Origin of the sequence: Psychroflexus curvus, from assembly GCF_020164585.1 — a bacterium.
Taxonomy (GTDB): Bacteria; Bacteroidota; Bacteroidia; order Flavobacteriales; family Flavobacteriaceae; genus Psychroflexus; species Psychroflexus curvus.
In genome coordinates this window covers 471,157-495,003 of record NZ_JAIQZF010000001.1, presented here as the reverse complement: position 1 = coordinate 495,003, position 23,847 = coordinate 471,157, and the positions used below count along the sequence as shown (strand labels likewise).

Here is a 23,847-nt window from a genome sequence, read left to right as displayed (position 1 = left end):
AAATTACATTTTATTTTTATGCTTCCTAAAGAAGTTTCAAATAACATACAGAATTATAAAATCTATGTTTAGACCCAACTCCCGTCTACGATTATTACTACTAGCATTTCTTGTGACTTTTTGCTTTAATTTCATGTACTCTCAGACTAACCCAAACAAGTTTGTAGTGGTTATAGATGCAGGTCATGGTGGTGAAGATGCAGGTAATACAGGTAACAATTATTACGAAAAGGATATCGCTTTAAAAATTGCTTTAAAGGTTGGTAAACAACTCGAAAAGTATGAAGGATTAGATGTTCTTTATACCAGAAAAACAGATGTCTTTATTCCGCTTAACAAAAGGGCTGAGATTGCAAATAAATCTAATGCAGATTTATTTGTGTCAATTCACTGCAATGGAGTTAGAAATCAAGCTCCTTCTGGTACAGAAACATTTATTCTTGGTCTCCATAGAAATAAAGATAATCTAGAGATAGCGATGAAAGAAAATTCTGTTATCAAGTTTGAAGAAGATTACGAGGTGAAATATGATGGTTTTGATCCAAACTCTCCTGAATCGTACATCGGATTTACAATTATGCAAGAAGAGTTTTTAGATCAAAGTGCTTTGCTTGCAAATTTTGTTCAAAAACAATTTTCAAGTACGATGACTCTTAAAGATAGGGGTGTGAAACAGGCGGGGTTTCTTGTTTTAAGGGAAACTTATATGCCAAGCGTTTTGATAGAAACAGGATTTTTAACCAATAAGAAGGAAGGCGCTTTTTTAAATTCCAGAGCAGGGCAAACTCAACTTGCAGATGCAATAGTGAATGGAATCAACAACTATAAAAACATCATCAATATAGAGGCTTTGGAGTCTGAATTAAAAGAATATAAAGTAAGTTCTAGCGATGTAATGGAAGATTTCTCTTCAGTTATATTTAAAATCCAGTTAGCTGCGAGTTCAAGAAAAATAGATCCAAGTCCGGAAAATTTCAAAAAATTAAATCCCATTACACGTTACCAGGAAAATGATTTGTTTAAATATTTATTTGGAAAGACCAGTAACTATCTGAGTGCACAAACTTTGAGGGATAAAGCTAAAGCAGAAGGTTATACGTCTGCATTTATAGTTGCATTTAATTCTTCAGGTGATAAAATTTCAATAAAAGAAGCCCTCAATACAAGAGTTGGGGAGTAATTTTCATTAAAGTTTATTACATTTGAAGCAAAACAAAATTCCTTTGAAAAAAGAACTTAAAGTAGGTATTCTAGTTATAGCAGCAGTTGCCTTGCTCGTATTTGGATATAATTTCCTGAAGGGAAATAACTTATTAAACTCATCACGTACGTTTTATGCAGTTTACGATAACGTAGAAGGCCTTAGTGCTTCTGCTCCAGTCACTATCAATGGTTATCAAGTAGGAACGGTGACTGACATTAGATTTGTTGATTCCGGTGATTTACTTGTGACTTTTAATTTTAACAGTGATTTCGAGTTTCCTAAAGAAAGTGTTGCTCAAATTTACGGAGGCGGATTAATAGGTGGTAAATCTATACAAATCGAACTCGATAAAGATTCTGATGTTATGGCAAAATCTGGCGATACATTACAATCTGCTGTAGAAGAAGGTTTAATTGAGTTGGTGAATGAAAAGCTTACGCCTCTTAAAGATAAAATAACTAACGCTGTTGTTGAAGTGGACAGTCTACTGAAGTCAATAAACTATGTTCTGGACATGGATACCAGGAATAATTTGAAAAAATCTATAGAAAACCTAAGCGGCACACTTGGTTCATTGAATTCATCTTCGTCTGATATTGAAAGTGTTTTAAAGGTTAATAAAGATAAAATAAATAATTCTATAGATAAATTTAGCCAAACGGCAGATAATTTGTCTAAGTTCTCTGACACCTTATCTCAAATTGAATTGAATAAAATTGTCCAAAATGCTGACGAGACCATTTCAAATCTTAATGAATTTTCAGATAAATTAAACAATGGTGAAGGAAGTATAAGTAAGCTATTAAACGACGATCAGTTTTATCTAAATTTGGAAAATGCAACCAAAGAAATGGAAGAACTTATGCGAGACATAAAATTAAATCCTAAACGTTATGTTCATTTTTCCTTATTTGGAAAAAATGATAAAAAGTACGACAACTCTGAAGAAAAAGAATAATGCTAGACTATTTACCACAAATTTTATTTGCCTTAATTTTACTTGGAGCAATTTTGTTTTTTGTAAAGAATGTATCCTCGTTAAAACGTAATATCAATTTAGGGAAAGATGTTAATCGAACCGATCAGAAAGATAAGCGTTTCAAAAAAATGATGAGGGTGGCTCTAGGCCAGTCCAAGATGGTAAATAGACCCATAGCAGGTATTCTTCATATTATTGTTTATGTAGGCTTTGTAATTATCAATATAGAAGTTTTAGAGATCATCATTGATGGTGTTTTAGGTACACATAGAATATTTGGTTTTCTCGGTCCTGTATATGATTTCCTGATTGGAAGTTTTGAAATATTGGCTTTTTTAGTGCTGGTGAGCGTCATCATTTTTTGGATTAGAAGAAATATGATGAACATCAAGCGATTTTTATCTAAAGAACTGAAAGGCTGGCCTAAAAATGATGCTAATTATATTCTTTATTTTGAAGTGGTTTTAATGGTTTTATTTTTAACCATGAATGCTGCAGATTATCAATTACAGTTAATGGGAGCATCACATTATACAAGTGAAGCTGGGATAATGGGGTCTTTTCCAATCAGTCAATTTTTATTGCCACTATTTGATGGAATGAATATAGGAACTCTTATTCTAATTGAAAGAACAGCATGGTGGCTGCATATTGTTGGCATTTTAATTTTTCTAAATTATCTGTATTATTCAAAACACCTGCATATCCTTCTTGCTTTTCCAAACGTTTACTTTTCTAATTTAGATAACTTAGGTAAATTCAAAAATCTTGAAGCTGTAACAAATGAGGTGAAATTGATGATGGATCCTAATGCAGATCCTTTTGCAGAACCCGAAGCTGATGAGGCTGATGATGTACCAGAGAAATTTGGAGCTAGCGATGTTCAGGATCTTAACTGGTTTCAACTATTAAGCGCTTACACCTGTACTGAATGTGGACGTTGTACTTCAGAATGTCCAGCAAACCAAACCGGTAAAAAATTATCTCCAAGAAAGATAATGATGGATACCAGAGATCGATTGGAAGAAGTTGGTAAACAGCTGCATAAAGATGTTGAAATAACAAGTGATAATCAGCTTCTGGACAATTACATCTCCAGAGAAGAACTCTGGGCGTGCACAACTTGCAATGCATGTGTGGATGCTTGTCCAATAGGAATTGATCCATTATCCATTATTATGGATATGAGACAATACCTGGTCATGGAACAGAGTGCTGCACCCCCCGAACTCAACAATGCAATGACTAACATAGAAAACAATTCTGCACCTTGGCCATATAATCAACAGGATAGATTAAACTGGGCAGAAGAATAAAAATTATTATGTCTTTAAAAAACGAACAAGAAACTTCAAAAGGGCAAACCGTTAGTCCAAGCTTACCAGATGGTGTTAAGAACTATCTAATAGATATCGATGGTACAATAACAGATGATGTTCCAAACGAGGAACCTGAAAGAATGGCTACTTGTGCGCCATTTCCAGATGCATTGGAAACTGTGAACAAGTGGTATAATGCAGGTCATCAAATTTGTTTTTTTACTTCAAGAGTAGAAGAGCACAGACAAGTCACGGAAGATTGGTTAAATGAACATGGATTCAAATACCATAGTTTATTGATGGGAAAACCTAGAGGAGGAAATTACCATTGGATTGATAACCATATTGTAAAAGCAACTCGTTACAAAGGTCAATTTACAGACTTAGTGGATAAGCAAGAGACTATTCAAGTATTTAAAGATTAAAAAACAGATATGAGTGATAATTTGAAAGTGCCTACAATGGCATCTTACTTAGCAGAAGGAAAGCAGCCCGAAGTATTGTTCTGGGTAGGTTGTGCAGGTAGTTTTGATGACAGAGCTAAAAAGATCACAAAAGCTTTTGTAAAGATTTTAAATAATATCAATGTAGATTTTGCAGTTCTTGGAACTGAAGAAGGCTGTACAGGAGATCCTGCCAAAAGAGCTGGAAATGAATTTTTATTTCAAATGCAGGCTTTGACTAATATTGAAGTATTAAATGCTTATGAAGTCAAAAAGATCGTTACTGCTTGTCCTCATTGTTTCAATACTCTTAAAAATGAATATCCATCTTTAGGAGGAAATTATGAAGTGATTCATCACACTCAGTTTTTAAAACAGCTATTGAATGAAGGAAGATTGAAAGTAGAAGGAGGAAAATTCAAAGGAAAACGAATCACGTATCACGACCCTTGTTATTTGGGTAGGGCTAATGGTGAATATGAAGCGCCAAGAGATTTATTGCGTAAACTTGAAGTTGAGTTGGTCGAAATGAAATCCTGTAAATCTAAAGGGCTATGCTGTGGAGCAGGAGGAGCTCAAATGTTTAAAGATGCAGAAAAAGGAGACAAAGAAGTAAATATTCATAGAACAGAACAAGCGGTAGATGTGAAACCTGAAGTTATTGCTGCAGGTTGTCCGTTTTGTAATACCATGATGACTGATGGTGTGAAAAATAAGGAAAAACAAGACGAAATTGAAGTTTTGGATGTCGTAGAAATGATTGCAAATGCAGAAGATTTATAAAAATTTATGGTAGTAGAATTCAATGAATTACCAGATTCATCACGGGTATGGGTCTTCCAGGCCAATAGAGGATTTAGTGAAGACGAACTTGAACAAATAAAACCTAAAATTAAAGGTTTTTTAGAAAACTGGACCGTTCATGGTCAATCCTTAAAAGCGGGTTTTGAGATTAGATACAACCGCTTTATCGTATTAGGTCTTGATGAGTCTCAAGCGAATGCGAGTGGTTGTTCTATTGATGCTTCGGTACATTTTATCCAAGGTTTAGAAAAAGAATACAATGTCGATTTGCTGGATAAAATGAATGTCAGTTTTAAAAATGGCGAATTTGTAGCGTATAAGCCACTTTTGGATTTCAAAAAAATGGTAAAGCAAAAAGCAGTGTCACCTCAGACTATTGTTTTTAATAACCTGGTAAATACAAAATCAGAATATAAAGAATTTTGGGAAGTGCCCATGACAGAGAGCTGGCACAGCCGATTGTTATAAAAAGATATGAGTTCTGACAATTATTTTAAAGTCGTCTTTTTGATGACTTTTTTTTCATTCAATTGTGTATTAGCACAAAGCAGTTTGTTTTCTGAAGATATAAGGTCTCAAAGAAAATGGGTGGATTCTGTGTATTCGAACTTGAGTCTGGAAGAAAAGATCGGACAATTATTTATGATCGATGTCTTTACCAATAAATCTGATGCGGAACTTGAAAACATAGCAGACTTTATAAAGTCCAATCACATTGGTGGTGTCATTTTTTCAAAAGGAAACCCTTACAGACAGGCTAAATTCACCAACAAAATTCAATCTGAAAATAAAGTACCTTTGCTTATAGGTATGGATGCAGAGTGGGGGCTGGCTATGCGTTTGGATTCAACCTATGCATTTCCCTGGAATATGACCTTAGGGGCTATAAAAGATACATCTATAGTAAGAAAGGTGGGATACCAAATTGGAAAGCATAATAAAAGACTTGGTGTCCATATCAATTTTGCACCCGTAGCAGATATTAATACCAATCCATCAAATCCAATAATTGGTAATCGCTCATTTGGTGAAACCAAAAAAGTAGTAATCTCTCATTCTGTAGCATTGATGAAAGGAATGCATGATGCTGGAATACTCACAAGTGCCAAGCACTTTCCAGGTCATGGAGATACACATCAGGATTCCCACAAAACCTTACCAACAATTAACTTTTCTGAAGAACGCATCAGAAAAATTGAATTGGAGCCTTTTAGGGCATTGATAAAAGAGGGGGTGAGTAGTATCATGGTGGCTCATCTCAACATCCCAAGTCTGGAAAGCAAGACCAATTTGCCCTCTTCTTTATCACCTAAAATTGTATCAGAATTGCTAAAAAAAGATCTTGGTTTTAATGGTATCGTCATTACAGATGCTTTAAACATGAAAGGAGTAAGTAATAATAATTCCCCAGGTCAAGTTGATCTAAAGGCTTTTAAAGCAGGCAGTGACATTTTATTGATTTCTGAAAATGTTCCTAAAGCTGTTCAAGTAATTAAAAAAGCAATTTTAGACGAGGAAATTTCTAAAAAGAGATTAGCGAATTCAGTGAAAAAAATACTGTATGCTAAATATAAAGTAGGGCTAAATAATTTTGAATCTATCGAAACCGCCAAGCTAACCTCAGATTTAAATTCAGAAAAAAATGACGCCATTTATCAAATGGCAATAGAGAATGCGACAACGCTATTGAAAAATGATTTGGGGTTATTACCTATTAATGATATTGGAAACCAATGCATTGCGTATTTACCACTTGGAGATGCTAGTAGTGATACATTTTATAAAACTCTAAATGATTATGCTGATGTTCAAAAAATAGAGAATAAGGATTTGATTTTAAAAAATAAAGGCAAATTGGATTTTGACCACATTATCATAGGTTATCATAAATCTGATGCAAATCCATGGACAAACTATAAGTTTACTCCCTTCGAAATTAGTTTGATTGAGAGCGTTTCACAACAAAATAAAGTCACTTTAGTTAATTTTTCCAGACCCTATAGTTTATTGGACTTACAGAGTTTTATTAATATTGATGCTATTTTTCAGGTTTATCAAAACAGTAAAATAGCCCAGTCAGTAGCAGCTCAGCAAATATTTGGTGCCATAGAAACAAAGGGAAAGCTTCCTGTGAGCATTACTTCTGCATTTCCTGTAGGAACTGGATATAACTTAAAATCTAACGGTAGATTAGGCAAAGACTATTATCAAAATTTAGGTTTTGATAGCGAATTAGAAGCAAAAATTGACTCTTTAGCAAGCTATGCCTTAACAGAAGAGATGACCCCTGGTATGCAAATCTTAATTGCTAGAAAAGGAAAAATCATTTATGATAAAAATTTTGGATACCATACTTATGACAAGAAAATAGAAGTTAAGAGCGATCATGTATATGACCTTGCCTCCTTGACTAAAATTTTGACAACACTACCCATTCTTATGACAATGGAAGAAGCAAATAAGCTTAGTTTAGATTCTAAGCTTTATGAACTTTTACCTGAACTCGCAGGATCCAATAAAGCCAATATTAATATTCTGGATATGTTATCGCATTATGCAAGGCTTCAATCCTGGATCCCTTTCTACAAAAAGACTTTAGAAGATAAAGAAAAATATTATGCGGCAGAGTCTTCAAAGAAGTTTAGTATAAAAGTAGCTCAAAATATGTATTTGAGAACCGATTATAAGGATTCTATTTATTCTGAAATTGTTGAAAGTGAATTAAGAGACACTTTGGAATACAAATACTCAGATTTACCTTATTATTTTTTGAAGAAATATATAGAAGAGGAATTTGATAACACTTTAAATACTTTAGCGGAAACTTACTTTTATAAGCCGATGGGATTAAAGCATTTAAAATTCTTCCCTTTAAATCATTTTGACAAAAAGGAAATTGTTCCTACAGAGTTAGATGAAAAATGGAGAAATGAATTAATTCATGGAACTGTTCATGATCAGGGAGCTGCTATGCTTGGGGGTATTGGAGGTCATGCCGGGCTATTTGGAAATGCACATGATGTTGCATCCTTCATGCAGTTGTATTTGAATAATGGGAATTATGGTGATAGAAGTTATTTTTCTAAACAAACAATGTCCAAATTTAATACCTGTTACTATTGTGAACAGGAAGTGAGACGTGGTGTTGGTTTTGATAAACCACAGCTAGAAGATATAGGCCCAACCTGTGGTTGTATTTCTATGTCGAGTTTTGGCCATTCTGGGTTTACAGGAACTTATGCCTGGGCAGACCCAGAGCAGGAGATTATTTATGTTTTTCTTTCCAATAGGATACACCCTGACGCGTCCAACAGAAAACTGATAGAAGAAGATATAAGAACCAAGATTCAGGGAATCATTTACGAGAATTTAATAGAAGAGAATTAATTTGAGATTAGTTTAAGACTCAATCTGTCTTCATTCTTCTATTTTTGAAGTCTATAAAATTAAATATGAAAATAGCCATAGTGTGTTATCCTACATTTGGTGGGAGTGGAGTAGTAGCTACTGAACTTGGAATAGCTTTATCCAAACGTGGCCACGAGATACATTTTGTAACTTATAAACAACCTGTAAGGCTCGAATATTTGAGTAAATCTATTCATTACCATGAGGTTTTAGTTCCTGAATATCCTTTATTTCATTACCAACCTTACGAACTAGCACTTTCCAGTAAGCTAGTGAATGTTGTGCGAAAACATAAAATTGATGTGCTTCATGTTCATTACGCCATTCCTCACGCCTATGCTGGGTTTATGGCTCAGCAAATGCTTCTGGAAGAAGGTATAAAACTTCCTATGATGACAACCTTACATGGAACTGACATCACATTGGTAGGAAGTCATTCTTTCTATAAACCAGCAGTAAACTTCAGTATCAATAAAAGCGACATAGTAACGTCGGTTTCTGAAAGTCTTAAACAAGACACCCTCGATATTTTTGATATTAAAAAGAAAATTGAAGTCGTTCCAAATTTCATTGATATTTCTAATCTCAATGAGCATTTTGAAGAATGTAAACGCCATATGGTGGCTTTTGAAGATGAAAAAGTGATTACTCACGTTAGTAACTTAAGAGAAGTAAAGCGTTTGACAGATGTCATTGAAATTTTCTACAGAATTCAATCCAAAGTAAAATCAAGATTGGTTATTGTAGGTGATGGACCAGATCGTGAAAAAGCCACAGAACTGGCCAAAAAATTGAAAATTAGAGATCAAGTCATATTTCTTGGAAAGAGCAACGAAGTGGAAAGAATACTTTGCTATTCAGACTTGTTTTTATTACCATCTGAGAAAGAGAGCTTTGGTCTTGCAGCACTAGAAGCTATGGCTCACCGAGTTCCTATTATTTCTTCAAACGCAGGAGGTCTGCCAGAAGTCAATATCCATGGAGTTTCAGGTTATCTTAGTAATATTGGAGATGTAGAAGAGATGGCTTCTAACGGAATAAAGATTTTATCTGATGAAAAGATACTGGAAACCTTTAAAAATAGAGCCAGAGAAATAGCTGAAAGATTTGATGTTAAAAAGGTTGTTTGTCAGTATGAGGCTCTATATCAGCAAATGATCTAATCCAAAGACTTATCATCAACTAATATAAGTTAAAACTAAAATTATACCCCGAAGATTTCACCTCGGGGTATTTTGTTTAGTCTTGTATATTTCGGATATCAATTTTTTCAGACCTGAACTTATTCTTACCAAAGTCTAAAGTACGTATTGGGAATGGAATATTGATATTATTTTCATTGTAGGCCGCTTTGATTGCTAAAATTGCTTCATGTTGAGCCTTAAATACGTCAGCCTGATTGGCTACTTTAGCCCAGAATCTTAATTGATAATTAATTGAACTATCTCCGAATTCAGTATAAAAAAACTGTATACTTTCACCAGGCCGTTGTTCAAAGATTCCTTTGATAGCATTTTCGGTTATTTCCTGCACTTTAGGAAGATCACTTTCATAGCCGACTCCGCAGGTTAAAATAATTCTTCCTCTTGGGGTTCTGCTAAAATTTTTAAAAGGAGCATCAACAATTTTAGAATTAGGAATCACTACCAGATTATAATCCACTGTCTGGATAATTACACTTCTTAAATTGATGTCAACAACAAATCCGCTGTGATCATTAGTTTCAATCCAGTCTCCGATTTGTAATTTTGGTATAAAACTGATGATTACACCAGCAAACGTATTATGAAGTGTGCCTTGAAGTGCAAAACCTACGGCAAGACCAACTACACCAGCTGCCCCCAGTATTGATGTAAGAACCGTATTTAAATTTAATATACCGAGTGATAAAAATATGCCAAGACCAATTATTGACACTTTAAATACTTTTACAGAAACAGTACGTATAGAGTCCTGAGCACTGCTTTTTCTGAAAAGTTTATCAATTAGTTTACTTGAGTATTTTGCGAAAACTACAAAAATAACAAGAACTAAAACCGCAAGCAAAAAATTAGGTAAATTCAAAATTAATGAATCTACCCATTCTAAAATTTTATCAGTTAATTCTGACCATGATTTTTCAGTTTTCTCTACTATTTCAGAATCTTGCATCTTTTATCTATGAGTGTTGCTTTTCTTCAGTTTTCATAATCCATGCATCCAGCATCCAACTGGTTTTTTCAAGTTCTCTGATGTAAGCCCCAACAAGATCAATAGTTCCCTCATCACCATTTTTATCTGCGATCTCAACAACTTTTCTCATCTGTGAAATAATTTCACCGTGATCTTTTAAAAGGGTCTTAATCATTTTAAAATCTTCAATATCTGAAGAAGCTTCTTTTAAATTTGAAATCTTTAAATATTCTGTAAAATTGCTTTCTGGCTGAAAGCGTAGTGTTAAAATTCGTTCTGCAATTTCATCTATTTTCACTTTTGCATCGTTGTACATATCTTCAAATTGTATATGCAGGTCAAAGAAATTCTGACCAATAATGTTCCAGTGAAAATTTCTGAGTTTTTGATAGTATAAGTGATAATCTGCAAGAAGTACATTGAGTTCTCTTACAGTGTCTTTTGTTTTGGATGTATCTAAATTTAAGTAACTCATAAATTAATAATTTTTGAATTTAATTTAAACTTCGTATTAAGCGTTTCTTTTGTCTGCCAACTTCATATTCCAGGCATCCAGCATCCAGCTTGTTTTTTCTAATTCTCTGATGTAGGCGCCTATTAAATCAATTGTACCTTCATCGCCATTTTTATCTGCAACATTAATAACAGTCCTCATTTGATCAATGATAACGCCATGATCGTGTAAAAGATCTTCCACCATCTGTACATCAGTTCTTTCACTAGTAGATTCTTTTACATTTGATAATTTCAAGTATGTAGAAAGATTGCTTTCAGGTTGAAATCTTAAGGTGAGTATACGTTCTGCAATCTCATCAACTTTTAGCTTTGCATCGTCATACATGACTTCGAACTGTTCATGTAAATCAAAAAAATTATGTCCAGTGATGTTCCAATGGAAATTTCTTAATTTTTGATAGTACATGTGATAATCAGCTAAAAGCACATTTAATTCTTCTACAGTGTCTTTAGTTTTAGATTTATCTAAATTTAGGTAACTCATATTATTTTATTTGTAATTTATTAAGCATTTTCTCTGAAACTTGACCTCCGGATTTTCCGTAGCCGTCTACCAGCATTCCTTTATGACCATCTGAAGTTGTGATAGCATAAAGTATAGAACTATCTGCTGGGTTTGCCATCCCTTCGAATCTAAAGTAATGATCGACTTCAAAATCATCGATTGGATATTTTTTACCTTTAGTTCTATTTTCTATTTGATCATCAAGTAAATTTAAGTCATCTACATAACCTTTATCTCTTAAGGCATTCATAGTTTCGGATAATGTATCATTTTTTTTCATAGTAAGAATTTAATATAAAAGTAGAGTTTAAGTCAGTCTAAGTCAAAAAATTTTATTGGTTTAATCAATATTTAACTATTTGTTTTTCTTATTATTATTTTTTGTGTAATAGAATATACCTAAAGGGAAGCTTAGTAATAAAAAAATGAATTGACGAGTAACAATACCATACAAAGTAACCAGTGCAGCGATGACATAAATCCAGGTAAATTTTGTAATCTTCATAAATTTGTGTTTTAAAAAATCTATTTATAACAAAAAAAACTCCTGTTCAGGAGTTTTTTTTGTTATAAACTAATTATGATTCTTTATCTGCGGTCTTTTGAACTTCTATAACCAACTCATCTTTTTCTTTATCGAAATCCATAAACAGAGTGTCTCCTTCAACGATGGAAGAATTGATGATTTTTTCAGCTAAAGCATCTTCAATGTATTTTTGAATAGCTCTGTTTAGAGGCCTTGCTCCATATTGTCTATCGAAACCTTTATCGGCAATAAAATCTTTAGCAGAATCACTTAAAGAGAAACTATACCCTACATCATTTATTCTGGAAAACAGCCTTTCCAATTCAATATTGATAATTTTCTTAATGTCATCTTTTTCTAAAGCATTGAAAATGACTACATCGTCAACCCGGTTCAGGAATTCTGGAGCGAAAGCTTTTTTCAAAGCTCCTTCGATAACTTTTTTGGTATTATCGTCTTCCTGTTGTTTTTGAGACTGTGTTCCAAAACCAACACCAGTACCGAAATCTTTAAGTTTTCTGGCACCTACGTTTGAAGTCATAATGATGATTGTATTTCTAAAATCAACTTTACGTCCCAAACTATCCGTTAGATGACCATCATCTAAAACCTGGAGCAACATGTTAAATACATCGGGATGAGCCTTTTCAACTTCATCTAGCAGGATGACCGCATAAGGCTTACGTCTCACTTTTTCTGTTAATTGTCCACCTTCTTCGTATCCCACGTATCCCGGAGGTGCACCAATTAATCTTGAGACTGCAAATTTCTCCATGTATTCACTCATATCAAGTCGAATCAAAGCCTCATCGTTATCAAACAACTCTCTAGCCAAAACTTTAGCTAATTGGGTTTTACCAACACCGGTTTGACCTAAAAATATAAAAGAGCCAATAGGTCTGTTTGGGTCTTTTAGACCAGCACGGTTTCTTTGAATTGCTTTCACAATCTTGGTTACGGCTTCGCTCTGGCCAATTACTTTATTTTTAATTGTTTCAGGTAACTCAGCTAATTTATTTCCTTCTGTTTTAGCAATTCTTTTTACAGGAATACCAGTCATCATAGAAACAACATCAGCAATGTGATCTTCAGTTACAGTTTCTTTATTTTCTTTTGAATCTTTTTCCCATTCTTCCTGAGCCTGCTGCAAATCATTTTCAATTCGCTTTTCATCATCTCTTAGCTTGGCAGCCTCTTCGTATTTCTGTTTTTTAACGACAGAATTTTTTTCTTCACGAATATCTTCAAGTTCTTTTTCCAATTCCAGAATACGTTTTGGAACATTGATATTTGTAATATGAACTCTACTACCAGCTTCATCTAATGCGTCAATGGCTTTATCTGGAAGAAACCTGTCGGTCATATATCTATTGGTGAGAGTAACACATGACTTAATGGCTTCTTCTGTATAAATAACATTATGATGATCTTCATACTTGTCCTTTATATTGTGAAGAATTTCCACTGTTTCATCAATAGAAGTTGGTTCTACAATGATTTTCTGGAATCTTCTTTCCAAAGCGCCATCCTTTTCGATATGCTGTCTGTACTCATCCAGAGTTGTTGCACCAATACATTGTATTTCTCCTCTGGCCAAAGCAGGTTTGAACATATTACTGGCGTCTAAACTACCTGTAGCTCCTCCTGCACCAACGATGGTATGAATTTCATCTATGAAAAGAATGATATCATCATTTTTTTCAAGTTCATTCATTACAGCTTTCATTCGCTCTTCAAACTGACCTCTGTATTTCGTGCCGGCTACAAGGCTAGCAAGATCTAAAGTTACAAGTCGTTTATCATACAGTATTCTTGAAACTTTTCGTTGTATAATTCTTATGGCTAAACCTTCAGCAATAGCACTTTTACCAACACCTGGTTCCCCGATAAGGAGGGGGTTATTTTTCTTTCTTCTGCTTAAAATTTGAGAAACTCTTTCTATTTCTTTTTCTCGGCCTACAACAGGGTCCAGCTTTCCCTCTTGAGCCATTTCAGTAAGATCACGACCAAAATTATCCAAAACTGGAGTTTTAGATTTTTTAGCAGTTTTTCCCTTATTAGAATTTTCAGAACCTCCTAAAGACTCCCTTCCAGAATCTCCAGAGTTTGGAATATCATCAGAAAATGCATCAGTCGGAGTATCTAAATAATCACCATCTTGAGTAATCATAGCTTTAAACTCCTCTTTTACATTGTCATAATCCACTTTTAATTTATTCAAAAGCTTAGTTGTAGGATCGTTTTCATTTCTGAGAATACATAATAACAAGTGTGCAGTATTAATAGAAGAACTTTGAAAAAGTTTTGCTTCCAAAAATGTTGTTTTGAGTGCTCTTTCAGCCTGTCTTGTTAAGTGAAGGTTCTTTTTTTCTTGAGATATATCTGTGTTAGTATGATCTGAAGGATTTAAGATTTCCACTTTTCTTCTCAACAGCTCCAAATCTACATTCATTGCATCTAGAATATTGATAGCTTTGCCTGACCCGTCACGAAGTAAACCCAGCATCAAATGCTCTGTTCCTATAAAATCATGACCAAGACGTAAAGCTTCTTCTTTACTATATGCTATTACTTCTTTTACTTTTGGTGAAAAATTATCATCCATAGTCTTTAAATATTTATTAGACATTACTCAAAAATAATACCTTAATACCGATATATGCTATTTCAATAGTGAAAATCTTATTAAATATACTTAGTAAAAAAAAGTTATAATAAGAGATTAAGGGTCTTTAAGGATTTGATAGGTTTTGTATATTTGCTAATTAGCAACTTATGTTGTTGAATTAAACTATTTTTAAATATTAATTTAAATTGAAATAAATGGCGAACGGTGAACAGCTAATACCAATTAATATTGAAGATGAAATGAAAACAGCCTACATCGATTATTCGATGTCTGTTATTGTTTCTAGAGCACTTCCCGATGTAAGAGATGGCTTGAAACCCGTACATAGAAGAGTTCTTTTTGGATTACAAGAACTTGGAATCTTTTCCAATAAATCACATAAAAAATCAGCCAGAATTGTTGGTGAGGTTTTAGGTAAATATCACCCTCATGGTGATACTTCTGTTTATGATGCCATGGTAAGAATGGCTCAAGAATGGAGCATGCGTTACCAGCTCGTAGATGGGCAAGGTAACTTTGGTTCTGTAGATGGAGATAGCCCTGCGGCTATGAGGTACACAGAAGCAAGAATGAGAAAAATCAGCGAAGAAATGCTGGCTGATATCGACAAAGAAACGGTTGATTTTGCTTTAAACTTTGATGATACCCTAGAGGAACCTACTGTTCTTCCTACACGCGTTCCCAACTTACTGGTGAATGGTGCCAGTGGTATTGCTGTGGGTATGGCCACCAACATGCCGCCACACAACTTAACCGAAGTTGTAGATGGTGTTAATGCTTACATCGATAATAGAGATATAGAGATTGAGGAACTCATGACTTATATCAAAGCTCCTGATTTTCCAACTGGTGGAATTATTTACGGCTATGAAGGTGTCAAAGATGCCTTTATGACAGGTCGGGGTCGAGTTGTCATGCGAGCTAAAGCTGAAATAGAAGAAGTGAAAGGGAAAGAATGTATCATAGTTACTGAAATTCCTTACCAGGTCAATAAAGCAGACATGATTAAGAAAACTGCAGATTTGGTCAACGATAAAAAAATTGAAGGTATTTCTCTTATTAGAGATGAATCTGATAGAAATGGTATGCGTATCGTTTACATTTTGAAAAAAGACGCGCTGCCGAACGTTGTTTTAAATACCTTATATAAGCATACCGCTTTGCAATCTACCTTTAGTGTAAACAATATTGCACTCGTAAAGGGTAGACCTCAAATGCTAAACCTCAAAGACATTATCTACAATTTTGTAGAGCACAGACATGAGGTGGTTATTAGAAGAACAAAATATTTGCTTAGAAAAGCAGAAGAAAGAGCTCATATCCTTGAAGGACTTATAATTGCTTCAGATAATATCGATGAAGTTATTGCGCTTATAAGAGGTTCACAAAATGCTGAAGAAGCAAGAAATAAGTTAATTGAACGGTTTGAACTTTCAGAAGTACAGGCAAAGGCCATTGTAGAAATGCGCCTTAGACAACTTACAGGTCTTGAGCAGGATAAATTGAGAAGTGAGTATGATGAACTGATGAAAACTATTGAGGATTTGAAAGACATTTTGGAGAATGAGCCTCGTCGAATGGAAATCATCAAAGAAGAGCTTGCAGAAATCAGAGAAAAATACGGAGATGAACGCCGGTCTGAAATCAACATGATAGGTGGAGATTTTAGTATGGAAGACATGATTCCAAACGAAAGTGTAGTTCTTACAATTTCACATGCCGGATATATTAAAAGAACTGCTCTAAAGGAATATAAAACACAAAATAGAGGAGGGGTTGGGCAAAAAGCATCAACAACTAGAGATGAAGATTTCTTAGAATATATTTTTTCAGGAACCAATCACCAGTACATTTTATTTTTCACTCAAAAAGGTAAATGTTTTTGGATGCGGGTTTTTGAAATCCCAGAAGGGAGCAAGACCAGTAAGGGTAGAGCAATTCAAAACCTGATGAATCTTGATCCCGATGATAGAATAAATGCCTTTATTTTAGTTGAAAATCTTTCTGATGATGATTATATTAATAATCACTATGTTTTGATGGCAACTAAAAAGGGCCAGGTTAAGAAAACAGTACTGGAACAATATTCCAGACCAAGAGTAAACGGGATCAATGCTATCTCTATTAAAGATGGAGACGAACTGCTTTCTGCTGTGCTAACTGATGGAGAAAATCAAGTCATGTTAGGCTTAAGAAGTGGTAAAGCCCTAAGATTTGAAGAAAAACACATTCGACCAATGGGACGGGGAGCCGCTGGTGTCAAAGGGGTCACCTTAGCTTCAGATAAAGATGAAGTTATTGGCATGATTTGTGTAAAAAACCCTAAAGACGAAACAGTTTTAGTCGTTTCTGAAAAAGGGTATGGTAAGAGAACCTTCATCGACGACGAAGATGGAGAGCCAGTTTACAGAATCACTAATAGAGGTGGAAAAGGTGTAAAAACAATATCTATTTCAGAAAAAACTGGAGAGTTGGTTGCCCTCAAAACGGTACAGGATGATGATGATTTAATGATTATTAAAAAATCTGGAGTTGCCATAAGAATGTCTGTATCGGATATTAGGACCATGGGAAGATCGACACAAGGGGTGAGGTTAATTTCTCTTAAAGGAGAAGATGAAATCGCCGCAGTAGCGAAAATCGTTAATGAAGACAATGACGAAGAAAACGATGAGTTGCCTGAATCAACTGACGAAACAACAATTGAATAATATTAATAATTAACTTTAAATAAATTAAATAGAACATGAAAAAATCAATTTTAGCAATAGCTTTATTAGGAATAAGTACTTTGGGATTTTCGCAAAGAAGTGAAATACGAGATGCTGAAGATGCTATCGAGGATCAGAACTATAAAGAAGCTTTAGCAGAATTAGACCTAGCAAAAACTGAACTAGCAGATGAGAAAGACAAATGGGTAATCAGATATCATCTGGCAAAAGCTAAAGTCCACGGTAGTATGGCTTCTGCACAATCTGGTGATGAGATGATGGAAAATCTCAATACGGCTTTAGAATCTGTCGACAAAGTTCTTGAATTGGAAAGTGACAATGAAGAAGCATTAAATTACCAAATACAAGTAAGACAAACTATGGTTCAATCAGCTATAGATAGTCAAAATGAAGGAAATTTTGATACAGCAGAGAAGTTGCTTTACAAAACTTATCAACTTAACAACAATGACACAGTGATGTTATATTATGCAGCTTCAGCAGCTGTTAACGGGCAGTTGTATGAAACAGCTCTCAAGCATTATAATGCGCTACTGGAGATGAACTTTGACGGTTCTACTACTCAATATATAGCGATTAATAAAGAAACTGGTGAAGAAGAAATTTTTGAATCAAAAAACATGAGAGACATTGCTGTAAAAACAGCAGAGTTTACTGAACCTGCTCAAAAGAAAACTCCTAGACTTACAGGTGAAATCGCAAAAAATGTGTCTTTGATTTATATTCAACAGGATCAACCCGATAAGGCGCTTGTTGCTATTGAAAAAGCAAAAGAAGAAAATCCAGATGACATAAGCATTATGCAAGCTGAAGCTGATTTATATTATAAATTAGGTAAGATTGATAAGTACGATGAGGTGATGAAGGAAGTCGTTAAAATGGACCCGGAAAACCCATCCTTATATTACAATCTTGGTGTTGCTTCTGAGCAGCTTGGAGATAAAGAGTCTGCAAAAGAATATTATTTAAAAGCAATTGAGCTCAACCCAGAAATGGTAAACGCCTACATCAACTTAGCAGCTATAACTTTAAGCGAAGAAAGAGATCTTGTTGAGCAAATGAATAAGCTTGGAAATTCTAGAGCTGACAATAAAAAGTATCAAGAATTAAATGAAAAAAAGAAACAATTTTACATTGATGCTTTACCTTATTTAGAAAAAGCTACTGAATTGGATCCTACAAATTTAGATGCTTTACAAACTAAATTGAACATCTATTATCAATTAGGTAAAAATGAAAAAGCAAAAGAACTAAAGAATAAAATCGATTCAATAAGAGAATAATTTAGTTTAACGAAATTTATATCTTAAAAAGCTGTCTCAATTGAGACAGCTTTTTTTTGCAATAAAAAACCCTGCCTCATTTAATTGATATGAGACAGGGTTTAATTCATTTAATAATGAAAATTTATGGCAATTTAGCGTCTTTAGAATCCATTTCCTGGAACTGCATTAAGTCGTTAATTCCAAAAACTTCGATAATTTTATCACCTTTCATGGCGATAGGATGCCTTAAAACTTCTGGATTGTTCACCAAAACTTTTAAAGCTTGATTTGGATCCATATCTGGATTCTCGCTCAGCGTTTCTTTTATAAAAGGATGATCTGTATTGATTAATTCTGTAGGATCTTTATCCAATAATTCTGAAAGTTCTCCCCACTGGGTTTCAGTAAGTTTAACTTCTGCTAAATTTATCAGTACTTTTTCAGCTTTTATAGTTTCTGCAAGTGCAATGCATTGCTTAGCTATTCTAGTATCTGGATGATAATATAACTTCAATTCATCATCACTTTTTGCTATTACTCCCATATCTTCTTTACTCATGGTTATTATTTTTTTTAAAAGTATAAATTAATTAAGGGTCTTAGAAAGATTTAGGAATATTTTGAGGTTTAAAAACACTAAGTTTTTCGACCTTTAAAAAAACAATAATTAATGCAGGATCAAAAAATAGCGATAGTTGGTGCGGGCCTTAGTGGACTTGTAACAGCCATCAATCTGGAACAGGCTGGGTTTAAACCTCAGTTGTTCGAAGCAACAGATAGAGTAGGAGGTCGAGTAAAAACGGACTACAGAGATGGATATACCTTCGATCACGGATTTCAAGTCTTACTGACTGAGTACCCAGCCACACAAAAATATTTAAATTATGATTTGTTAGAACTACAACACTTCTATCCTGGTTCAGTTATTTACAATAAAGGTCAATTAGATAAAATAGGGGATCCGTTACGACAGTTCAGTCTGTTGTGGCCAACCTTAACCTCTAAAATTGGAAGCGTTGCCGACAAGCTAAAAGTCTTAAAACTCAACACCGAGTTAAAAAAGAAATCTTTTGATGATATTTTCTTAGCTGAAGAGAAAACAACTCTTCAATATTTAAAAGATTATGGCTTTTCTGAAGACATTATACATAATTTTTTCAGACCATTTTTTACAGGAATCTTTTTGGAACATGAACTAAAAACCTCTTCAAGAAAATTTGAATTTGTATATAAAATGTTTGGAAAGGGAAGTGCAGCGATTCCTAAAAAAGGTATACAGGCTATTCCCAATCAATTGATGGCACAACTAAAACAAACCAAAATCCACTTTAATACGCCGGTAAAATCTGTTCAAGACCAGGAGGTTACATTTGTTAACGATTCTAAAGAAACTTTTGATTATGTCATTATTGCTACTGAAGCCTCATATCTAATTCCAAATTTGAAAAACCAACATAGCCTTTGGAAAAGTGTTGACAATTTTTATGTCAGTGTAAAGCAACGGGCTTTTAAGGAACCTATGATAGCTTTAATTGCAGATGAGGAAGCTTTGGTCAATAATATCTATTACGTTTCCAAGCCTAATGCAGAAGAACATATACTTTCTGTAAGTATTGTAAAACCACATAAATTATCAAACGAAGAACTCAAAGAAAGAGTTACTCAAGACTTAAAGACTTACGCAGGTATTGATACTATAGATTTTAAACAATTCTATCACATCAATAAAGCTTTACCAATCATGCAAACGGTGAATTATATGTTGCCAAGATCTGAAACTCAATTAAAAGATCAGGTGTTTTTAGCGGGAGACCATCTGGCTAATGGTTCCATAAATGCAGCCATGCTTAACGGAGAATCCGCAGCTCAAGCAGTGATTTCAAAAATTAAAGATGGAATTATTAATTTAAGTTAAATATAAAGCTTAACTTTAAGTATGATGTTTAAACATATAAAAATCAGTCATCTACCATTAATTTTAGTATTTATTTCCTTGGTTTCTTGTGGATCATCCAGTGAAGCTTCATCAGAAGATTTAGCGCGTCTGGATAAACTCGTTGAAGACAGGTATTTTGAAATTGAAACCCAATGGGCAATGCCGTTAGCAACAAATTCAATGAATCAAATTGCTACTGCTGGATTATTACCACCAGGAGATAGCGCTTCACAAATAAATATACAAGGGGATTCCAATTACTTCAAATTTGAAGGCGACACCGTTTCGGCCGATTTACCTTATTTTGGTGAACGACAGATGGGTGGAGGCTACAATCAAAATACAGGAATAGAATTTAAAGGTGTACCAAAAGATTTGGAAATCCTTAAAAAGGAAAATAAAAATTATTATACCATCAGTTTTAATATTAGTCATGAGACAGAAAACTATCAAATCTCTCTAAAGCTATATCCAAATCTAAATGCATTAATCTATATTAATAGCTCAGATCGTTTTTCCATTAATTATAGAGGTAAGTTGGAAACTCTAAATAATATCCCGAAGAAGAAGTAATTGGTAGTGTTATAAGGGTAACAATGAATTTCAATAATTCTATTTTACATAATATAAATTATAGGACAAATAGGTAATCAAAAGGATGTAACGAATAGAACTTAAAAAGTTCTATTCTACATGGTTGCAGATAGGACTGCCTTTAGGCTCATATCGATAGTAATGATGTAAAACGGTTAATCTTACTCAAATTTAATATTTTAAGAAAAATAAAACCCACGGGTAATACGAACCTATGAAACTTGAATCAATTCAAACACCATACTCAAGGCTTAAAATAAACTCTTTTTTTATCTACAGAAACATAGAGTTTTAAAATTTAGGATATTTTAAAATTTCCTGTACACTTGTGGGCATTCAAAAACTGTGTATTTTAGAAAAGCTGTCATTAAATTTGTTAATCGGCCTCAATAATGATTTTTGAACATTTATATTTATTCTTAAAATTTTTGAATTCAGACTGTGGAACAAATCAAAGCTTATTTAGACCAGATTGCAGATATTTCGCCATCAGACTGGGAGTATTTCACTTCCAAATTAGAACCGCGTTTCTTCTCTAAAAAAACAATATTTTTAAGACAAAATGAAGTTGAAAACCACATTTCCTTTATAGAGTCTGGTGTTGTTCGTTTGTTTATACCAAAAGAAGATCCCAGTAAGGAAATTACATTCGGTTTTTGTTTTAAAGACGAATTTGTCAGTGCTTACGATTCATTCTTAACTCAATCGCCAACCGCTTACCAGTTACAGGCTTTATCGGATACCAAAATGATGAGTATCACTTATGGGGATTTGCAGTTGGTTTACAAGCATACAGAACTTGGGAATCTTATTGGCCGACTGACAGCTGAGCGGCTTTTTTTGATAAAATCTAAACGTGAGCAAAATTTACTTCATCTTTCTGCAGAAGAACGTTATCTCAATCTATTTAAAGAACGTCCAGAGCTTTTAAAAGAAGTTCCACTCAAATATATCAGTTCATATATCGGGGTGACTTCACAAGCCTTAAGTCGAATCAGAAAACGGCTTTAAGCAGCGCTTTTATTGATCTGGGTTCATTGTTTTGAGGTCGATAAGCCTCTATCTTTGTATAAAAAATTATGTGGATCATTCTTTTCGTCGCCATACTCTGGTATGGAGGTTTGTTTTTTCAATCGTTCTTTTTGCATCGTTACGCAGCACATCAGGTGTTTACGATGTCTAAATCGATGGAACGTCTTACTTATGTACTCACCTGGATATTTCAAGGGCCTAGTTATTTGAGTGCTTATGGTTACGGGATTATGCACCGTATGCACCATGCTTACACCGATACCGAAAAAGATCCCCACTCCCCTTCCCACGATCCCAATTTGTTTGCGATGATGTGGAAGACCAAAAAAATCTATCAGGATATCAATACTCAACAAGTGGCTGTAGACAGTCGATTTACGAAAAACGTACCACAATGGGAATCCTTTGACTTGTTTGCCAGTTCCAGACTATCCCGTGTGTTTTGGGTTTCCTCCTATATTGCTTTTTTTGCGTTTTTTGCAACGACCTGGTGGGAATGGGCATTATTGCCTGTCACCTTTATGATGGCACCGATTCACGGAGTGATCATCAACTGGTTTGGTCATATTTTCGGGTATGTGAATCACCAGATGAAAAACACCAGCAAAAACCTTTTCCGTTTTGACTTTTTAATGATGGGTGAAGGTTACCACAACAACCATCATAAGCATGCGAGTCATGCCAATTTTGGTGAAAAGTGGTACGAAATCGATATCACGTATTTAATTATAAGAGTCCTGAATGCTTTGGGCCTTATAAAATTAAAGCCTATAAAAGTCAGGGACTGATAGATTTAGCAGACTATGTCTAAATGCAATCCATTTTAAATTTTTATAGTCATTTCATCTGTTTTCTCTTTTAGGGAAATCCCAGCAGGCAAAGGGTATATTCCCTCTAATTGTAGCCATGATCAATCTAAGAAACTTGATACTACATAAATTCAAACAACCTATATAAACATCGTGTTTAATTGAATATTATTTTGACTTTAGTAGTATACTTGACCTCACAGGTCTTTAAGACCTGTGAGGTCTGGTACGTTTTAAATCTTAAGTGACCCGAATTAGCCATAATTTGTATAAAACAGGACTCAAATTATTGAAGATTTGTGTTGCAAGGCCTATATTTTATTCAATTTTTCTCTGTGACCCTGCCTTCCAAGTGAAACGCAGTCAGGTTTGTGATAAATTCTCTTTAAATCTATGCCTCTACATTCTCTCGCTTAGCCATTCTGAAGGTATAATTAGGATAGATAGATCGTTTTGCAAAGCGATTGAGTTTACTGCTATTGATCATTTTGATAAAGACAGGTTTGGTAACTCCGAAATATTCATAGGTCGTTCCATCCATAAAAGTGATTTCCAACACATTGCCCTTATGCTGAAAATCAGCAATCCCCGTGTTTATACTTTCTGCATACTGATCAGCATTGGCTAAAATAGTTTCAGGAGCAATACTCACTAGAAAGTGATAGCCATCAATGATTTTTCTACTTTGGATTTCAGCTTCGGCCTGACGATCGTCACCCGCCTGAAATTTATCAGGATGCCATTCCTTAACCAAATTACGGTAGGCCTTTTTTAAAGATTTTAATTCAATGTCTTTTTCAACTCCAAAGAGTTTTTTATATTCACCAATGCGTTTCATCCGGAAATTTTAATTCTATATCAAATAAGTTGGCAAAAGTAGGCTTTAAAAGCAGACGAAAAACATAAAGTTTACGGCCAGATTGAAATAATTTTCAGAAGTTAACTTTATAAAAAAGGGTGGATTATAATTTTAA

The 23,847-nt window shown here is 34.1% G+C and carries 21 protein-coding genes; 14 read left to right on the top strand and 7 right to left on the bottom strand.

The window, feature by feature from the left end; all coding sequences use genetic code 11:
- Nucleotides 1–64: 64 nt before the first annotated feature.
- The 8 genes from LB450_RS02170 (at nt 65) to bshA (ending at nt 9,320) form a co-directional block, all read left to right on the top strand.
- Complete coding sequence (locus LB450_RS02170; protein ID WP_224486206.1) at nt 65–1,180, top strand: N-acetylmuramoyl-L-alanine amidase family protein; 1,116 nt, start codon at nt 65–67, stop codon at nt 1,178–1,180.
- A gap of 43 nt (nt 1,181–1,223) precedes the next feature.
- Nucleotides 1,224–2,162, top strand: a complete 939-nt coding sequence (locus tag LB450_RS02165) for an MlaD family protein (protein WP_224486205.1) — start codon at nt 1,224–1,226, stop codon at nt 2,160–2,162.
- Nucleotides 2,162–3,499: a (Fe-S)-binding protein gene (locus LB450_RS02160; protein WP_224486204.1), complete on the top strand. Its 1,338-nt coding sequence runs from the start codon at nt 2,162–2,164 to the stop codon at nt 3,497–3,499. The genes LB450_RS02165 and LB450_RS02160 overlap by 1 nt, the downstream gene beginning before the upstream one ends.
- Nucleotides 3,500–3,507: 8 nt before the next feature.
- Entirely contained in the window at nt 3,508–3,927 is a 420-nt protein-coding gene (locus LB450_RS02155; protein ID WP_224486203.1) for an LNS2 domain-containing protein, read from the top strand.
- Between the two features lie 9 nt (nt 3,928–3,936).
- Nucleotides 3,937–4,728, top strand: a complete 792-nt coding sequence (locus LB450_RS02150) for a (Fe-S)-binding protein (RefSeq protein ID WP_224486202.1) — start codon at nt 3,937–3,939, stop codon at nt 4,726–4,728.
- Nucleotides 4,729–4,734: 6 nt separating this feature from the next.
- A complete protein-coding gene (locus LB450_RS02145; protein ID WP_224486201.1) occupies nt 4,735–5,217 on the top strand; it encodes an ABC transporter ATPase in 483 nt (160 codons plus the stop codon).
- Nucleotides 5,218–5,259: 42 nt separating this feature from the next.
- Entirely contained in the window at nt 5,260–8,136 is a 2,877-nt protein-coding gene (locus tag LB450_RS02140) for a glycoside hydrolase family 3 N-terminal domain-containing protein (protein WP_224486200.1), read from the top strand.
- A 65-nt stretch (nt 8,137–8,201) separates the two neighbouring features.
- The gene (bshA, locus tag LB450_RS02135; protein ID WP_224486199.1) at nt 8,202–9,320 is read left to right on the top strand and encodes an N-acetyl-alpha-D-glucosaminyl L-malate synthase BshA; all 1,119 of its coding nucleotides are present in this window, start codon (nt 8,202–8,204) and stop codon (nt 9,318–9,320) included.
- 76 nt (nt 9,321–9,396) lie between these two features.
- On the opposite strand, the gene LB450_RS02130 is transcribed toward bshA, so the two are convergent.
- From LB450_RS02130 to LB450_RS02110, 5 genes are all read right to left on the bottom strand, one after another.
- Nucleotides 9,397–10,308 (bottom strand): mechanosensitive ion channel family protein, encoded by a 912-nt coding sequence (locus LB450_RS02130; protein ID WP_224486198.1) that lies wholly within the window; start codon nt 10,306–10,308, stop codon nt 9,397–9,399.
- A gap of 7 nt (nt 10,309–10,315) precedes the next feature.
- The gene (locus LB450_RS02125) at nt 10,316–10,804 is read right to left on the bottom strand and encodes a Dps family protein (protein WP_224486197.1); all 489 of its coding nucleotides are present in this window, start codon (nt 10,802–10,804) and stop codon (nt 10,316–10,318) included.
- A gap of 36 nt (nt 10,805–10,840) precedes the next feature.
- Nucleotides 10,841–11,329: a Dps family protein gene (locus LB450_RS02120; protein ID WP_224486196.1), complete on the bottom strand. Its 489-nt coding sequence runs from the start codon at nt 11,327–11,329 to the stop codon at nt 10,841–10,843.
- A gap of 1 nt (nt 11,330) precedes the next feature.
- Complete coding sequence (locus LB450_RS02115) at nt 11,331–11,630, bottom strand: phosphoribosylpyrophosphate synthetase (RefSeq protein WP_224486195.1); 300 nt, start codon at nt 11,628–11,630, stop codon at nt 11,331–11,333.
- Between the two features lie 298 nt (nt 11,631–11,928).
- Complete coding sequence (locus LB450_RS02110; protein WP_224486194.1) at nt 11,929–14,481, bottom strand: ATP-dependent Clp protease ATP-binding subunit; 2,553 nt, start codon at nt 14,479–14,481, stop codon at nt 11,929–11,931.
- A gap of 218 nt (nt 14,482–14,699) precedes the next feature.
- Here LB450_RS02110 and gyrA point away from each other — a divergent pair, with 218 nt between their 5' ends.
- Nucleotides 14,700–17,216 carry a DNA gyrase subunit A gene (gene gyrA / locus LB450_RS02105; protein ID WP_224486193.1) on the top strand — a complete coding sequence of 839 codons (2,517 nt, stop codon included), beginning with the start codon at nt 14,700–14,702 and terminating at the stop codon, nt 17,214–17,216.
- A gap of 35 nt (nt 17,217–17,251) precedes the next feature.
- On the top strand, nt 17,252–18,520 hold the full coding sequence (locus LB450_RS02100; protein ID WP_224486192.1) for a tetratricopeptide repeat protein: 1,269 nt from the start codon (nt 17,252–17,254) through the stop codon (nt 18,518–18,520).
- 124 nt (nt 18,521–18,644) lie between these two features.
- Here LB450_RS02100 and LB450_RS02095 read toward each other — a convergent pair whose 3' ends face one another.
- Nucleotides 18,645–19,061, bottom strand: coding sequence for an arsenate reductase family protein (locus LB450_RS02095; protein ID WP_224486191.1), 417 nt, complete (start codon nt 19,059–19,061; stop codon nt 18,645–18,647).
- A gap of 111 nt (nt 19,062–19,172) precedes the next feature.
- On the opposite strand from LB450_RS02095, the gene LB450_RS02090 reads away from it, so the two are divergent.
- The 4 genes from LB450_RS02090 to LB450_RS02075 all read left to right on the top strand — a co-directional run bounded on the left by LB450_RS02090 (nt 19,173) and on the right by LB450_RS02075 (nt 22,852).
- Nucleotides 19,173–20,417 carry an NAD(P)/FAD-dependent oxidoreductase gene (locus tag LB450_RS02090; RefSeq protein WP_224486190.1) on the top strand — a complete coding sequence of 415 codons (1,245 nt, stop codon included), beginning with the start codon at nt 19,173–19,175 and terminating at the stop codon, nt 20,415–20,417.
- A gap of 21 nt (nt 20,418–20,438) precedes the next feature.
- Entirely contained in the window at nt 20,439–21,011 is a 573-nt protein-coding gene (locus LB450_RS02085; protein ID WP_224486189.1) for a DUF4251 domain-containing protein, read from the top strand.
- A 462-nt stretch (nt 21,012–21,473) separates the two neighbouring features.
- Nucleotides 21,474–22,043, top strand: a complete 570-nt coding sequence (locus LB450_RS02080) for a Crp/Fnr family transcriptional regulator (protein WP_224486188.1) — start codon at nt 21,474–21,476, stop codon at nt 22,041–22,043.
- Nucleotides 22,044–22,111: 68 nt separating this feature from the next.
- Nucleotides 22,112–22,852: an acyl-CoA desaturase gene (locus LB450_RS02075; RefSeq protein WP_224486187.1), complete on the top strand. Its 741-nt coding sequence runs from the start codon at nt 22,112–22,114 to the stop codon at nt 22,850–22,852.
- A 412-nt stretch (nt 22,853–23,264) separates the two neighbouring features.
- Here LB450_RS02075 and LB450_RS02070 read toward each other — a convergent pair whose 3' ends face one another.
- The gene (locus LB450_RS02070; protein WP_224486186.1) at nt 23,265–23,711 is read right to left on the bottom strand and encodes a KTSC domain-containing protein; all 447 of its coding nucleotides are present in this window, start codon (nt 23,709–23,711) and stop codon (nt 23,265–23,267) included.
- Nucleotides 23,712–23,847 lie beyond the last annotated feature (136 nt).